Source organism: Curtobacterium sp. JUb34 (genome assembly GCF_003755065.1).
Taxonomy (GTDB): Bacteria; Actinomycetota; Actinomycetes; order Actinomycetales; family Microbacteriaceae; genus Curtobacterium.
Genome location: NZ_RJVH01000004.1, coordinates 468,552 through 481,532 on the forward strand (window position 1 = coordinate 468,552; position 12,981 = coordinate 481,532).

The window sequence follows — 12,981 nt, forward strand, 5'->3', positions numbered from 1 at the left end:
GACGAACTCGACTGAGGTGGCCACCGGCCGGTAGCCGATCGCTCGATGGAGCCCGGCGAAGTTCCGATCGCCTTAGCTGTCCGAACGACCCGAGAAGAGTGACTCGGTGCGGCCACGCAGCAGCCGCGCGCCACTGGCGTTCACTCCGGACGCGACACTGGCTTCCCGGCTCGTCTTCAGTACGTTCGGTCTCGTGTCGATGAGTCCTGGTCCCGCTGCAGGTGACGGCTGGCTGCCGAAGAGTGAACGCGGTCGTCAGGTGTTCAAGTGGTGCGTATGGGTCGGGGCGGCGGCCGTCGTGGTCGTCATCGTGGTCATCGGCGCGCACTTCGGCTGGAAACAGGGCTAGCGCCGATCCTGGTCAGGGGAAGCACGCGTCCGTCCTCTCCTGGTTAGCCGACGACCTCGCGGAGCTTGCTCGCCGCTCGGCGCGAAGGGGTACCGGGAGCCGATGGTTCGGCGGGCCAAGGGCATCCTTCACCGCAGAGCACCCGGATGCGCAGCAGCCGGGTGCTCCCAGCTGGTTCGACTCAATCGTGATCTCGGGCTCGGCCGATGAGCGCATCGGCCCACGCCGCTGAAGAGAAGGATGATGCCGAGGATCCATGTCGGGAGACCATGTGTCGTGGTCACGGTCCGCATCGGCGTCAGTAGCACGCCAGGCCCATCACGAGGAAGGCCGATGCGACGCTGGCCGGACGCGCCTGTCCGGTAGCCGATCGGTCATCGAACCTCTCCGTGCCTCACATCCGGTACACAGTGGGACCATGAGCGACGAAGAACGCCGGGCTGACCGGCTGGCGGCAATCATCGGTGGCGTAGCCGCTTTCGTCGCCATCATCGTTGTGATCGTGTGGGCTCTCGCGACCCAGTCCTCCGCCATCGCGACCTGACCAGTGGACCGTGGTCGACGAGGGGCTGACGTTGAAGCTGTCGCGTTTCTCGATCGTCTACGGGTGCATGATCCTCAAGGGCGCGCTCATCTGCACTCGTCGTCCATGCCGGTCGAGGCCATGCTCGGCCTCGACCACGAGTAGTGACCGGTGGAACGAGGTGGCTGGCGCTTCCTCGGCGAAGCCGGCTGTTGCGTAGAACGGCGCGTTCCAAGGCACTCTTGCGTACGTGCGGAGAGAGATGCGCTCGTAGCCACGCTCGCGAGCTTGGTCCTTTGCAGCCTCGACGAGCGCTCGACCCAGGCCCTGCTGCGCCGGCGCCACCGACAGCTGCTCTAGGTGGCAGTTGCCGTCCACCTCGAGCACTTGCACGAATCCAGCGACTTCGCCGTCGACGTCGACGGCGAGCAGGAAGCCGGACTCGGAGAGTCGCGTGATCCCGGGAGGGGCTGCGGACCACACGTCGGCGTGAAGGTAATCAACGAGCAGCTGGTCCGCGTCGTTCTCAATCCGCTCGACAGCGTGCGCGTCGCTTGCCTGGGCGAACCGGATATGTCGTGCCATGCCGCAAGCGTAGGAGTCCCGAAGGACGTCTCGGTGATCGATCGGCTACCGAGACGCCTCAGTCGTCGTCCTCGTCAACAGAAATCCATTCGACGGATCCGTCCCAGACTCCGGTGACGTGCCCAAAGAGCAGAGGACGCCACATGTTCGTCCGGCCGAGGAGGTAGCCCCGCGCAGCTTGCAGACGCCAGGTGGCCGACACGATCTGCTCAACCAGCTCGACGGCATGATCGAGGGAGACCACCTCAGCGGCCGGCGCGCCACCCTTCTTGTCGCGCGCGAGCCTCATTCGCAGCCGTTGATCGTCGCCCTTCGATCCGACCACTGTCGGATAAGAATCGTCGTCGGCTGCGATCTTGTCGATGAGCATGTCGTGGACGTACCGGTTCCGCTCGTTCCATGCATGGTCAGCCTCGCCCAGAACAGCCGCGACCGCAGCTCGAGTGGTGTCATCTGCGATGGCGGGAAGAAGCTCCCGGCAGTCGGTGATGCTCTTGTTCCACGGCGGGGCCGCCTCCAGGGCGGCGTCCGGCTCCGTTTGGCCGCGCATGATTGCCAGCAGTGCTCGCAGCCGCGCATCCATGCTCACGGACTCAACGACGATCTTGCAGACGACATAGACCCACCGATTAGGAGCGGATAGGCGGGGCAGGCCTTCGAGATTCACCTTGACAGACTTGCACGTCGCCGCGGTGTCGGCGCTCGTTCGTACCGCCGTCTCGATAGCCGATCGGTTAGCGAACGGTCAAGCCGAGGCGCGTAACCGAGAGGGAGGGCTCGAGGGGATCTGTTACCGCGCCCAAGCGCGTGCGCTCTGAGCGGATGTGCGTCCGGCGGCGCCGTCGGGACGGTTGGCTGGGGGCATGCGAGCACTGGTATTGGGTGGGACAGGGTGGCTGGGGCGAGCGATTGTGCGCGATCTCATCGCGGCGGGAGTCGAGGTCACGTGTCTTGCGCGAGGCGAGTCCGGAGCGGTGCCGGAGGGCGCACGGTTCGTGCGCGCGGATCGGCTTGCAGCCGACGCATACGAGTCGGTCCGGGGCGAGTGGGATGAGGTGATCGAACTGTCCAGCGAGCCGGAGCTCGTCGAACCAGCCCTCGCAGAACTTGCTGACACTGCAGCGCATTGGACGCTCGTGTCGACGGTCTCTGTGTACGCCCGTAACGATGAGCCAGGAGCGGACGAGTCAGCAACGCTGGTGGAACCGACGAACCTCGCGGAGTACGCGGACGCGAACGTCGCGGCCGAGCGCAGCAGCACGGTCCGGCTGGGCGCCCGACTGCTCATTGCCCGACCTGGCCTCATCGTCGGCCCCGGCGATCCGAGCGACCGGTTCGGGTACTGGCCGGCACGATTGAGCAGGCGCGGTCCAGCGCTCATTCCGACAACGGCCGGTCGATTCGTTCAAGTGATCGACGTCGCTGATCTCTCTGCCTGGCTCAGCCGGGCAGCGCGGGACGGTCACGTCGGAGTCGCCAATGCCGTTGGGGATGTCATGCCCATGAGTACGTTCTTTGAACGAGTCTCGGCTGTCACCCACTTCGATGGCGCATTCGAGGAGGTCGAGGACGAGGTGCTGCTTGCGCACGACGTCCGGTACTGGGCGGGACCCCGATCGCTGCCGCTGTGGTTGCCGCTATCTGACGCAGCCATGGCCCAGCGATCTGCGCGGATCTTCCAGCAGATGACTGGACGTGTTCGACCGCTTGAATCGACCGTGGCTGACGTCCTCGAGGATGAACGATTTCGGGGGTTGGACCGGCCACGTCGCTCGGGTCTGTCGGCCGCCGAAGAAAGCAGCGTCCTGCAAGACGTCCGGTAGTCGATCGTCGACTGAGACTGCTTCGCGCGAGACACCGGCGTCTGCGGTGCCATGCTGACGGGGTGATTCTGCTGACCGAAGCCGCGCGTGGTCAGTGGATTGTCGAGCGCGCTGGCCGATGGGCGGCTGTCGGCGGTGTCGCTGGCAAGGGCTTCGAGGCGTACGCGAGGCTGCTGCACCCGGTAGATGCGCACCGTACTGACCCGAACACGCTCGACGAGTGGGGCAATCCCGTCGATGTCGAGCACACGCGTTGGCGGTGGGCCGAGGTCGCGCGCCGCAACGGCCGGGTGATGCATCCCCTGGCGCAGTGGTGGCGCATCACTGACGAAGAGCAGACCAGGGACTGGTCGGATGGGTGGCGTGTCGGTCAGTCCGACGACGGGTGGTTCGACCCGGAGGATCTCGCGGTGCTGACCACGCACCTGCGGGCCACGACACGGGCCCCGGACGACCTGGTCATCGGAGCGTGGGAAGGCACCGGCAATCCGCCCTGGGCAGAGGGAGGTCGGAACGCGCTCGCGCGCGCTCGCATACAGATGCACTGGCCAGGTCGGGACATGTGGTTGTTCAGCTCGAGCCTGGGCGAGCTTGCGGACCCGATGTGGGCGCAGCGCACCGTGCCTGGATGGGAATGCAGCCGCTGGGGCCAGGAGGGTCCCTACACGTCGCTGATCTGGCCCGAGGATCACGCCTGGGTCGTCGCGTCGGAGGAAGACTGGGACTCGACGATCGTCGCGGGCTCACGCGCACTCGTCGACAGCATCCTCGCGGACGACCGCTTCGAGACCTTCGAGGTGCACGAAGATGACGACCTGAGCTGGGACGGCGATCTCCTCAATCCCCGCCGACAGCCGAAACCAGGGCCCTGAGACGACCAGACGCCCGGGAGGGATCGGTCAGCGGACGTATTGACGGCGGCTTCGTTCTTCCCAAGTGTGCCATGCCCGTGGTACACCTGTGTGAGGGGGTTCGCATGTTCGTGTTGATGGTGATTTCGAGTGGGGTGCCGGTGGCACTCGCCGTCGCTCTGGTGGTCGGAAGTGTGCTCGCGCACGTCGACGGACGTCGCGCCGGCGGTGGCGGTCCGACCAGGGACCGCCTGGCGGCGGCTGTGGTCGGCGTCGTCGGGTGGGTGCTGCCCCTGGTCCTGTCGTTCTCGATGATCGGGCAGTTTCGATGGTGGCCTGAGGTGCTCCCGATCGCCGCGGGCGTCGCCGCGGTTCTCGTCGCTGGGCGCGGTGCGACCATCCCTGTGACTACCGACCAGCCCGTGCTCGACCTGCGCCGCCGGAGCCCGCTGACGTTCGCCAGGGGCGTCGAGGTGCTGGCGGCCGCCGCCACGACGGTCGTTCTCGCGCTGACCGTGCTCGGCGCCGGGCTACTGTCGTCCCAGGACGACGAGGGCCGATTCGCGTTCATCACGATTCCGGTCGGGGACGCGACTGCGAGTACGGAGTTCTTCGGCTGGTACTACGGCCTGCCCGTCGTCGTGGCGGCTGCGGCGCTCGTCGTCGTCACGCTTGCCGGACTGCACCGGATCGCGCGCGCCCCGCGGGCGGACGCGAACCGAGCTGGCGACGACCTCCGTCGGCGTGACAGGTCTTCCGCGGTGCTCCGGAGCGCCACTTCTGCACTGCTCCTCACGCTCGGGTCGGCCTGGCAGTTCGTCGCCCAGGCGTCGTCACTGCGCACGTCCATCCCACGCACGGAAGCCGGGACGATCGAGTTCGGGACGTCCTTCGCCGCTCTGGGTCCCGTCCTCGACTTCTCGTCGCACTGCGTGGTCGGCCTCGGCCTCGCACTCGTCGTTGCACAGCTCCTGGGCCGTCGTCAATCCGTATCGGCAGGTGTCGGGTCGGACCACCGACCTGTCCGCGCGTGATCGGTCCCGGTGCGCCCACCGGGGCCGAGACCATCGCCGAGCTGATCCGGGGATGGATCGCCGTCGGACTGCTCGCGCCGGGCGCACGCCTGCCGTCGGTCCGGCAGCTCGCCCGCGACATGTCGGTCGCCCCGGGCACCGTCGCGAAGGCGTTCCAGCGGCTCGACGCCGAAGGGTTCGTGGTGACTCGCCTCGGCTCGGGCACGCGGGTAGCCGAGCGGAGCGGCGCGCTGCCCGGCGCGGTCCTCGACGCGCTGCGCCGCAGCGTCGAGGACGCCGACCGACACAATATCGGCATCGAGCAGCTGCACGCTGCGCTCGACGCCATGTGGGCGGCCGAGCACCCGACGCCTCCTGAGTGAGCCGACGCGTCAGCACCGTCTGCGTGCACCTGCTCCAGTGGACGCCCGCGCTGCACCCGAGATACAGCGAGTCGGCGCTGGCGAAGCGCACCTGCCGCGTCCGATAGCCGATCGGCTGCCGGGCATCGGCGCCCCGGTAGGATCCCGTCGTGAGATCGATGAAGCCCTGGCCTCGCGCGTTCGCCTGGTTGGCCGTAGTCGCGGCTGCGCTGATGCTTGCGTTAGGGCTTCTGAACCTGGTCCTTGACACCAGGATGGTCGGTTCGTGGCTGCCCTTGGTCGTTCTCATGCCTTGGTCCCTTTACCTCGGCATCTGGAGTCTCCGTAACCAGGACAAGCGCTGACCTGGCAGACGACAATGCAGTTGTCCGGTAGGCCATCGGCAAGCGGGACGTCGCAACGCCCGAGCGAGCGTCCCTCACACTGATCTGATGGCGAGTATCCGGCGGGCCCATGTTGATGACGCCGCGGCGATCGGACTGTTTCAGACGCTGGCGTGGGAGCAGACGTACCGCGGCATAGTCCCTGACTCCTTCTTGAACTCCCAGACGGTCGGTTCAGCGGCGGACCGGTGGGCAGAGCGCATCGGCGCCGGCAGTCGACTCGTGTTCGTAGCGGAGTCGCTCGGGGGACAGATCATCGGCGTCGCGAGCACGAGCCGCAGCTCGGACGGTTCGAGCAGATTGCCGAACCTCGAGCTCTCTACTATGTACGTCGATCGAAAGGCTCACGGCACCGGGCTTGCCGCAAGCCTCCTCGGCGCTGCACTCGACGAAGAGGATGCTCATCTCCTCGTCTTCTCGTTCAACAAGCGGGCCCAGCGCTTCTACGCCAAACACGGCTTTGATCGCCGAGGGGAACGGCAGATCGATCCGGGGACCGGGCTGCACGAGGAACGCTGGGTCCGGCAGATGGGGACACCCAACCACCCGTCTCGCTAAACGATCCGCCTACGGGACGGCCGGCGTGATCGCGCTTGCGTCCGCGTTAGGCGAGCCGGACGAACGACCGGAGCTGATGTGGCCGCGCATCGTGGACCTCGATGAGGCCACGAGATTCATAGAAGGCACGCTGCCCCGGGTCGGCATCCGTCATAAGCGCAACCTGCCTGATGTTCGCTGCCTGCCGCAGTACCTCGTCCAACAATGCACCACCGACGCCCTCACGCTGAAAGGCGGGGGCGACGAGCACGTCTTGGACATAGATGATCGTCAGCCCGTCCGACACGGTACGCGCGAGCCCAACCAACTTGCCGTCCTCGCTCCGTGCCGCAAGCACGAGGTACGAGGCGTCGATCGCGCTCTTGAGTTGCTCTGGTTTGTCTGTGTAGGCAGCCCACCCGACTGCGTCGTACAACTCATGCAGCTCGTTCCGGGAAGGACGTTCGGGACCGACGTGGAAGCACACGGCGACAGTCTCTCAGTACGGCTACCAGATCGTTCAGTAGCCGATCGCTCACCGCACGGTCTGCACGAGCCCACTGGGCTGTGGGGGCGGGCCGTTGCAACTTCGTCTCGACTCCGGTCCGCGCAGGAGCTGGTGAGACCCCTGCGCATAGCCGTGGCCCTGGGAACACGACGGCACCGGCACAGTCCGCGATACGTCGCGCCCGATGCCGAACGCCGACGGTCAGATCTTTGCGAGGGCGCCAGCCGTTGCAACCGCCGCGTCCCAGTCGATCTTCGCGTCCGGGGCAGGGGCGTGGAACTTCACCCGACCACGCACCGCTAGCTTCCGAAATGGCCGATGCCGCGGCGAAAGTGCAGCTCGGACCGGTTGAGTTCGAACGCTCCCACACGGATCAGCACCTGGCCCGGGCCTGGGATCGGGACCGGCAGCTCACGGAGGTGCAACACGTCGGGGCCGCCGGGTGCGTCGATCACGACGGCCCGCATGGTCGCCGTCATCGCCTTGCCTCCAACGTCGACTGCAGGCGCTCGAGTGCCGCGATACAGTCTGCGATCGCCGCGGCACCGGCATCCGCGAGCACGGCGTCCAGCGCTTGGTCGAACCGCTCGTCCGCGAGGGCGAAGGCATCTCTCCCCTGGGGCGAGAGCACACTGCGGACACTGCGCCGATCGTCCGGGTCCGTCGAACGCTCGAGGAAACCATCCGCGGCGAGCCGATCGAGCAAGCGACTGGCTGCAGCGATCGACGTCCCGACGCCGGTCGCGACGTCCTGCACCCGGGCGCCCGATGGGGCTGCCTGGACGATCCGCAACACCTCCAGTCGGGCCAGGCTCAGCACGCCCTCGCCCCGCATCCGCTTCTCGACCGCGTTCCACACGTCGGTCTCGTGCCGCACCAGCGCGGCGAAGTACTCCCGCAGACGCGCCGCTCGCCCAGTCCGGTCATCCGGGGCGTCGGTTCCGTGGAGGGGTGCAAGGTCCGTGCTCATGCTTCGACTCTACGGCATCTACTTGCTATGTAAAGTAGTTGTCCATGACCACAGACACACGCCTCTCCTTCCTGCGATTCGTCGACTTCATCAACAGCGCCGACCCGTCCATCGGTGAGACGGTCATCGCACCGGAAGCGGCGTTCTTGACGCCGTTCTCGCCCGAGCCGCTGCGCGGGCTGCCGGGGTACCTGCAGATCCTGACGATCATGCGGAGCGCGTTCTCTGACATCCAGTGGAGCATCGACCGGATCGTCGTCGAGGGCGACACAGTCGCAGCACGTTTCGAACTCCGCGGCACGCACGACGGCGAGTTCCTCGGTGTCCCCGCTACGGGGAGGACGGTGGTCGCGAACGCGAGCAACTTCTACCGTTTCGACGAGGGACTGATCATCGACGAGGTCGGCCAGCCGGACGTGCTCAGCATCCTCGGGCAGATCGGGGCGCTCCCGCCAACACTCGGCTGAACGGTCAGGCTGGCGCACCCTGATGACTCACGAACCGCTTCGACACTCACTCGCTCCCCGGAACGCGCTCGGCGGTCAAGCGAGGGAAGAGCTGTTCGGCGGCTGTTCGGAGCACCTCGCCCAGTCGTTCTGCGCCGGGGCCGTCGTAGGTGTCCAGGTCGTGGTCGAAGCGGGCACTCCAGTCGGGGTGTGCGTAGGGGAAGTCGCTGCCGTAGAGGACGTGGCCGGGCTCCGCGAAGGCCAGCAGTGACGGCAGCGAGGTGGGAGATGCGGACAGGGCGGTGTCGAAGTAGAACTTCCGGAGGCCCGCTTGGATGCTCTCCGGCGTGGTGTCCGGGTTAAACATCGCGGCGGCGCTGAAACGACTGGCTGCGTAGGGCAGGAACCCGCCGGCGTGGGAGAGGATCACGCGAAGATTCGGGTAGCGGTCGAACACGCCGTGCGCGACGAGGTCCACGGCGGTGCGGGTGGTGTCGAACGGGAAGTCCAGCAGTGCGGTGGGCATCCCCGGCAACTGGGCGATCGGTGGTGCGGTGGGGTGCACGAAGACCACGGCTGAGCGGGCGGCGAGTTCTGCCCAGAGCGGCTCGTACGCGGGGTCGCCGAGGTACCGTCCGTGCGCGTTCGACAGCAGGAGCACCCCGTCGGCGTGGAGTTCGTCGAGTGCTCGCACGGCTTCGGCGACCGCACCGTCGAAGTCCGGCAGCGGCAGCACCGCGAAGTGCCCGAACCGGTCTGGCGCCTCACGGACCAGCTCGGCCTGGTAGTCGTTCAGTTCGCGGGCGAGTTCGCGCGCCGCGGCGTCGTCACCGAAGTGCACGCCCGGTGCGCTGATCGAGAGCATCCCGGTCTCGATCCCCGTTTCGTCCATCATCGCGATCGTCGCTTCGGGGCTCCACTCCGGCATCGACCAGCCGCCGATGGCCCGGGGGCCTCGTCGCGGTGCGGTCCCGCCGCTCGCACCCCACGGGTCCCACTGCGCGGACCCTCCGGTCGCAGCCGGCGCATCCGCCCGGGCGCCCGCCGGGGCGCCGGCCCCCATCGCTTGCGATCCTGCCGCTGCCAGTGCCTCGAAGTAGCGTGGCGGGAGCAGGTGCTGGTGGACATCGATCTTTCCTGGCATGGTGCGGTCCTCCGATCGTCCTCAGCAATGAGGGCTGGTTGTCGTGTGCAGGAGTGGGTGTCATGAGGGATCCCCGCCCGTCGAGGACCCCTGTTGTGTTCAGGGCGTTGGGGTCAACGGCAGCAAGGCCGCGTTGGGCGTGACTGCAGCGGCCTCGAGGTGGGAGCCCGAGGGTCCGGCAGTCGGGCGGGGATCCTGCTCGGAGCGGAGGCCGCCCTTCGGTCGAGCCGCAGCTTCGCGTCGGTTCCGGATGAGCATCGCTGTCAGCGTGAGCAGGATGCCTGCCACAGCCCAGATGCTCAGCCGGATGATCGGGGCGGCGACCGCGGCGCCGTCGAAGTACTGGACGGACCGCAGCAGGTCGAGCGCGTCGCCCTGCGGGAAGACGTAGTAGAGCGTCTGGAAGAAATCGTTGAGGACGTGGATCCCGAGGGGACCACCGGAAGACGTGTTCCCCAGGATCACCAGGGCGAGCGTCATCACCAGCGCCGCGATGGTTCCGCCGAGTGCTGCGACGCCCGTTACCGCTCCCCCGATGGCGACTCCGGTCAGCCAGAGGATCCCGAACACCGCCCAGGGGCCGACGGTCACCGCGCCGAGGGCGGAGTCGATCCACAGGGTGATCAGTGCGGCGAGGAGACCGGCGTAGAGCACGAGGACGATGCTGCGCTCGACGAACTTCGCGGCTGTGTCGACCGTGCCGAGGATGCGCCCGAAGACTGTCGCGCCGAGGGCGGCCCCCAGGCCGGCGAAGAGGATCGCGTAGAACTCGATCGACCCGACCGGGTCCTTCTCCGGCAGGGGCGCGAGGTCTGTGGCCGTGTTGGTGGTCTGCAGTTTCGCTGCGATCGAGTCACCGATACCTGAGATCGCCTGTCCGAGGCCCCGGCCGCCGCCGCTGGCGATGTAGGTGGTGACGCCGGCGCCCTTCCCCGGTGCAGGCAACACGACAGCGCCGTCGACGTCGCGGTCGAGCACCGCGGTTCGCGCCTGCTGCTCGGAGGCCACGACGGTGAGATCCAGCGATCCGTGCTGTTCGAGCGCGACGATCGCGTCAGCGTCGCCGGTGACCGCGAGGTGCACGTTGTTCGGCGTCGGGTTACCGAACGCGCTCGAGTAGCTCGTCAGCATCGCCATCGCCAGGAGCAGGATCGCGATCCCGCCGAGGATCACGTTCCGGTAGCGATGCGCTGATCCCGGCCCTTCGGAGTCCAGCGCGCCGCCCGCGACCGCCGCTTCGAACTCGGGGTGCTGCGGGCCGTCTCCGCGGCCAGTGGCGGGCTCGGTTACGTGCGTCATGGTGTCCTTTACAGTTGTCCAGTAGATGACGAACGTACATCAGGGTTCGGGCTCTGGCAAGATGGACTCATGACCGAGGGAGCGCGCACGGCGCCACGCGCGAGCCAGCGGGTGGACCCGCGCATCATCCGCAGCCGCGCCGCCCTGATCCGGGCACTGGCCGCCCTGGTGTCCGAGACGCCGAAGGGCGAGACGATCTCGATGAGCGCCGTGGCACAGCGTGCTGGGTTGAGCAGGCAGGCCCTCCACAACCACTACAGCAATGTCGGTGACCTGGCGACGGACCTCTGGATCAGCCGCCTCCTCGAGGACCAGCTTCCGCTCGACGAGGCCGCGGCGAACCTCCCACAGGCCCTCACTGACGCCGTTCGGGAGCGCGGGATCGAACCGCTGCTCGCCGCGGGACGTGCGGATCGCGGCTTCTTCGACAAGCTGCGCGCCGTTCCACGTGGCGAGCGTGTTGCCGAGGTGCTCGCAGACGCGATGACGACCTGGCTGTCGGAGTCGGACCACGATCACCGAGGATCGGAGATCGCTCTGACCGGGGACGCCCGGACCTTCACGATCGGCGGCATGATCGCGCTCGTGTCGACGTGGCAGATGGCGGACGCGCCCCCGAGCACGGCCGAGCAGGTGGCGGCTCTCCGGACCTTCGCAGCGGCAGCGGCTGGCGCTGGCTGAACCGCGCGGACCCGGGTCCCGGCAGCCCGGCGGATCCCGCCCAGGCCAGCAGCCCGGGCGGGAGGAGCGTCAGCCGTCGTACGCGACGTAGTGCAGCTCGGCATCCCGCCGCTCGTCGTGGAGCTTCACGTAGGACTGCGCGATGACCGCCGGTTCAGCGTCCGGTCGCCCACCGCCGATCAGCGCGGTGATGGCGACGAACCCGACGTAGACACCCTTGTCAGCGAGAGCGGCGTTGAGGTTGAGCGTCCAGTTCCGGAGCCCCGCCGCTGCGATGTTGACGTTCCCGCGGACCGGCGTCTGGGCGAGCGCACCGCCACCGGTGGTCACGAGGACCGTGCCGGCGCCCGCCGCGATCATGCCCGGCAGGACCTCCCCGACGGCCGCGATGGCGCCGCCGAGGTAGAAGTCGAGCTGTGGCTGCAGGTTCTCCATCGTCACGTCCACCGCGTCGACCGACTCCAGGGTCCGGTCAGCCGGGGAGAACTCGAGGACGTCGATCGGCCCGAGCGTCTCCCGGATCGATCGGAGAGCAGTCCGGATCGTGTCGGGCTCGCTGACGTCGGCGGTGAAACCACGAGCCTGGATGCCCTCCGCGACGAGCTCACCCGCCAGGGAGTCCACGTTCGCCTGGCTGCGGGCCACGAGCGCGACGTCGAAGCCCTTCTGCCCGAAGGCCCGCGCGATCTCGAGACCCAGACCAGGGCCTGCGCCGATGATGGTAATGAGGGGCATGATGCGTCCTTCCGTGGCCCACCGCCGGGCCCTGCAAGCTGGTGCGGTAAGTTGAGACCGTCCTCAAATCCACTGCAGCATATGTTGAGACCGCCCTCAAGTTCCTTCGGAGTCGCTGTGAGCACCCCACCCCGTCTGCGTCGAGACGCGCAGGCGAACCTCCAGAAGCTGCGCGCTGCCGCCATCGCCGTGTTCTCGCAGCGAGGGTTGTCCGCTCCCCTGGAGGACATCGCCCGGGAAGCCGGGGTGAGCATCGGCACGCTCTACAACCGCATCGGATCGCGCGAAGACCTCATCGACGCCGTCGTGCCCGACATCGCGGGCGCGAAGCTTCGGACCCTGCGGGAACGGACACTGGCCCAGGACAGTCCGCGCGCGCAGCTGGAGACCTTCATCGCCGAGATGATCGACCTGCAGCGGAGCGACCCGGCGATGAACGACGCGATGCTCCGGCGATACCCCGACGCCGTGCTCCTCATCAACGCATGCGAACGATCGATGGCGCTCGGAGCGGAACTCGTCGCCAACGCACACAACGCCGGCGTGCTCGCCGAGGACTTCACCACCGAGGACCTGATGACCGTCCTGTGGATGGCCGGGATGGCCAGCCATGACCCTGCCGCTCCGGACGGATGGCGCCGTGTCGTCGACCGGAGCATCTCCGCTGCCTGGACCATCCAGGGCTGACGCCGCGACGAGCCTCGCGTCCGCACCACCGGCAAAGCCGCCTCCGTATCGCTAGCGCAATGGC

The 12,981-nt window shown here is 67.7% G+C and carries 18 protein-coding genes; 10 read left to right on the top strand and 8 right to left on the bottom strand.

Annotated features, from left to right (window positions below; genetic code table 11):
- The first annotated feature begins 193 nt into the window (after positions 1-193).
- Together EDF63_RS18775 and EDF63_RS19010 are read left to right on the top strand one after the other, a co-directional pair.
- The gene (locus EDF63_RS18775; RefSeq protein WP_185021473.1) at positions 194-349 is read left to right on the top strand and encodes a hypothetical protein; all 156 of its coding nucleotides are present in this window, start codon (positions 194-196) and stop codon (positions 347-349) included.
- A 418-nt stretch (positions 350-767) separates the two neighbouring features.
- Positions 768-893: a hypothetical protein gene (locus EDF63_RS19010; protein ID WP_260233141.1), complete on the top strand. Its 126-nt coding sequence runs from the start codon at positions 768-770 to the stop codon at positions 891-893.
- 57 nt (positions 894-950) lie between these two features.
- Here EDF63_RS19010 and EDF63_RS16280 read toward each other — a convergent pair whose 3' ends face one another.
- Positions 951-1,457 (bottom strand): GNAT family N-acetyltransferase, encoded by a 507-nt coding sequence (locus tag EDF63_RS16280; protein ID WP_123314022.1) that lies wholly within the window; start codon positions 1,455-1,457, stop codon positions 951-953.
- Between the two features lie 58 nt (positions 1,458-1,515).
- Positions 1,516-2,124 carry a hypothetical protein gene (locus EDF63_RS16285; RefSeq protein WP_148061803.1) on the bottom strand — a complete coding sequence of 203 codons (609 nt, stop codon included), beginning with the start codon at positions 2,122-2,124 and terminating at the stop codon, positions 1,516-1,518.
- A 196-nt stretch (positions 2,125-2,320) separates the two neighbouring features.
- Between EDF63_RS16285 and EDF63_RS16290 the strand changes: the two genes are divergently transcribed.
- The 5 genes from EDF63_RS16290 (at position 2,321) to EDF63_RS16315 (ending at position 6,468) form a co-directional block, all read left to right on the top strand.
- A complete protein-coding gene (locus tag EDF63_RS16290; protein WP_123314024.1) occupies positions 2,321-3,280 on the top strand; it encodes an NAD-dependent epimerase/dehydratase family protein in 960 nt (319 codons plus the stop codon).
- Positions 3,281-3,342: 62 nt separating this feature from the next.
- Positions 3,343-4,152 (top strand): hypothetical protein, encoded by an 810-nt coding sequence (locus EDF63_RS16295; RefSeq protein WP_123314025.1) that lies wholly within the window; start codon positions 3,343-3,345, stop codon positions 4,150-4,152.
- A gap of 116 nt (positions 4,153-4,268) precedes the next feature.
- On the top strand, positions 4,269-5,165 hold the full coding sequence (locus EDF63_RS16300) for a hypothetical protein (RefSeq protein WP_148061804.1): 897 nt from the start codon (positions 4,269-4,271) through the stop codon (positions 5,163-5,165).
- Positions 5,162-5,527, top strand: a complete 366-nt coding sequence (locus EDF63_RS16305; RefSeq protein ID WP_123314027.1) for a GntR family transcriptional regulator — start codon at positions 5,162-5,164, stop codon at positions 5,525-5,527. Before EDF63_RS16300 ends, EDF63_RS16305 begins: the two co-directional genes overlap by 4 nt.
- Before the next feature lie 431 nt (positions 5,528-5,958).
- Entirely contained in the window at positions 5,959-6,468 is a 510-nt protein-coding gene (locus tag EDF63_RS16315; RefSeq protein ID WP_123314029.1) for a GNAT family N-acetyltransferase, read from the top strand.
- Positions 6,469-6,514: 46 nt separating this feature from the next.
- On the opposite strand, the gene EDF63_RS16320 is transcribed toward EDF63_RS16315, so the two are convergent.
- The 3 genes from EDF63_RS16320 to EDF63_RS16330 all read right to left on the bottom strand — a co-directional run bounded on the left by EDF63_RS16320 (position 6,515) and on the right by EDF63_RS16330 (position 7,814).
- A complete protein-coding gene (locus EDF63_RS16320) occupies positions 6,515-6,934 on the bottom strand; it encodes a GNAT family N-acetyltransferase (protein WP_123314030.1) in 420 nt (139 codons plus the stop codon).
- Between the two features lie 320 nt (positions 6,935-7,254).
- Positions 7,255-7,434, bottom strand: a complete 180-nt coding sequence (locus EDF63_RS16325) for a hypothetical protein (protein ID WP_260233142.1) — start codon at positions 7,432-7,434, stop codon at positions 7,255-7,257.
- On the bottom strand, positions 7,431-7,814 hold the full coding sequence (locus EDF63_RS16330; protein WP_260233143.1) for a MarR family transcriptional regulator: 384 nt from the start codon (positions 7,812-7,814) through the stop codon (positions 7,431-7,433). The genes EDF63_RS16325 and EDF63_RS16330 overlap by 4 nt, the downstream gene beginning before the upstream one ends.
- A 155-nt stretch (positions 7,815-7,969) precedes the next feature.
- Here EDF63_RS16330 and EDF63_RS16335 point away from each other — a divergent pair, with 155 nt between their 5' ends.
- Positions 7,970-8,392, top strand: coding sequence for an ester cyclase (locus tag EDF63_RS16335; RefSeq protein ID WP_123314032.1), 423 nt, complete (start codon positions 7,970-7,972; stop codon positions 8,390-8,392).
- Positions 8,393-8,438: 46 nt separating this feature from the next.
- On the opposite strand, the gene EDF63_RS16340 is transcribed toward EDF63_RS16335, so the two are convergent.
- Complete coding sequence (locus EDF63_RS16340) at positions 8,439-9,515, bottom strand: amidohydrolase family protein (RefSeq protein ID WP_083414126.1); 1,077 nt, start codon at positions 9,513-9,515, stop codon at positions 8,439-8,441.
- Between the two features lie 99 nt (positions 9,516-9,614).
- On the bottom strand, positions 9,615-10,814 hold the full coding sequence (locus EDF63_RS16345) for an ABC transporter permease (RefSeq protein WP_123314033.1): 1,200 nt from the start codon (positions 10,812-10,814) through the stop codon (positions 9,615-9,617).
- Positions 10,815-10,883: 69 nt separating this feature from the next.
- On the opposite strand from EDF63_RS16345, the gene EDF63_RS16350 reads away from it, so the two are divergent.
- Positions 10,884-11,495, top strand: coding sequence for a hypothetical protein (locus EDF63_RS16350; RefSeq protein ID WP_123314034.1), 612 nt, complete (start codon positions 10,884-10,886; stop codon positions 11,493-11,495).
- A gap of 69 nt (positions 11,496-11,564) precedes the next feature.
- Here EDF63_RS16350 and EDF63_RS16355 read toward each other — a convergent pair whose 3' ends face one another.
- Positions 11,565-12,230 carry an SDR family oxidoreductase gene (locus EDF63_RS16355; RefSeq protein ID WP_071303667.1) on the bottom strand — a complete coding sequence of 222 codons (666 nt, stop codon included), beginning with the start codon at positions 12,228-12,230 and terminating at the stop codon, positions 11,565-11,567.
- Positions 12,231-12,347: 117 nt separating this feature from the next.
- On the opposite strand from EDF63_RS16355, the gene EDF63_RS16360 reads away from it, so the two are divergent.
- Positions 12,348-12,917, top strand: coding sequence for a TetR/AcrR family transcriptional regulator (locus EDF63_RS16360; RefSeq protein WP_071303668.1), 570 nt, complete (start codon positions 12,348-12,350; stop codon positions 12,915-12,917).
- Positions 12,918-12,981: the final 64 nt, after the last annotated feature.

Excerpts from the sequence above, each read along its gene's own strand:
- EDF63_RS16345 (WP_123314033.1), bottom strand. The coding sequence starts at position 10,814 with ATGACGCACGTAACCGAGCCCGCCACTGGCCGCGGAGACGGCCCGCAG.
- EDF63_RS16335 (WP_123314032.1), top strand. The coding sequence starts at position 7,970 with ATGACCACAGACACACGCCTCTCCTTCCTGCGATTCGTCGACTTCATC.
- EDF63_RS16280 (WP_123314022.1), bottom strand. The coding sequence starts at position 1,457 with ATGGCACGACATATCCGGTTCGCCCAGGCAAGCGACGCGCACGCTGTC.
- EDF63_RS16315 (WP_123314029.1), top strand. The coding sequence starts at position 5,959 with ATGGCGAGTATCCGGCGGGCCCATGTTGATGACGCCGCGGCGATCGGA.
- EDF63_RS16325 (WP_260233142.1), bottom strand. The coding sequence starts at position 7,434 with ATGACGGCGACCATGCGGGCCGTCGTGATCGACGCACCCGGCGGCCCC.
- EDF63_RS16290 (WP_123314024.1), top strand. The coding sequence starts at position 2,321 with ATGCGAGCACTGGTATTGGGTGGGACAGGGTGGCTGGGGCGAGCGATT.
- EDF63_RS16350 (WP_123314034.1), top strand. The coding sequence starts at position 10,884 with ATGACCGAGGGAGCGCGCACGGCGCCACGCGCGAGCCAGCGGGTGGAC.
- EDF63_RS16300 (WP_148061804.1), top strand. The coding sequence starts at position 4,269 with ATGGTGATTTCGAGTGGGGTGCCGGTGGCACTCGCCGTCGCTCTGGTG.
- EDF63_RS19010 (WP_260233141.1), top strand. The coding sequence starts at position 768 with ATGAGCGACGAAGAACGCCGGGCTGACCGGCTGGCGGCAATCATCGGT.
- EDF63_RS16355 (WP_071303667.1), bottom strand. The coding sequence starts at position 12,230 with ATGCCCCTCATTACCATCATCGGCGCAGGCCCTGGTCTGGGTCTCGAG.
- EDF63_RS16340 (WP_083414126.1), bottom strand. The coding sequence starts at position 9,515 with ATGCCAGGAAAGATCGATGTCCACCAGCACCTGCTCCCGCCACGCTAC.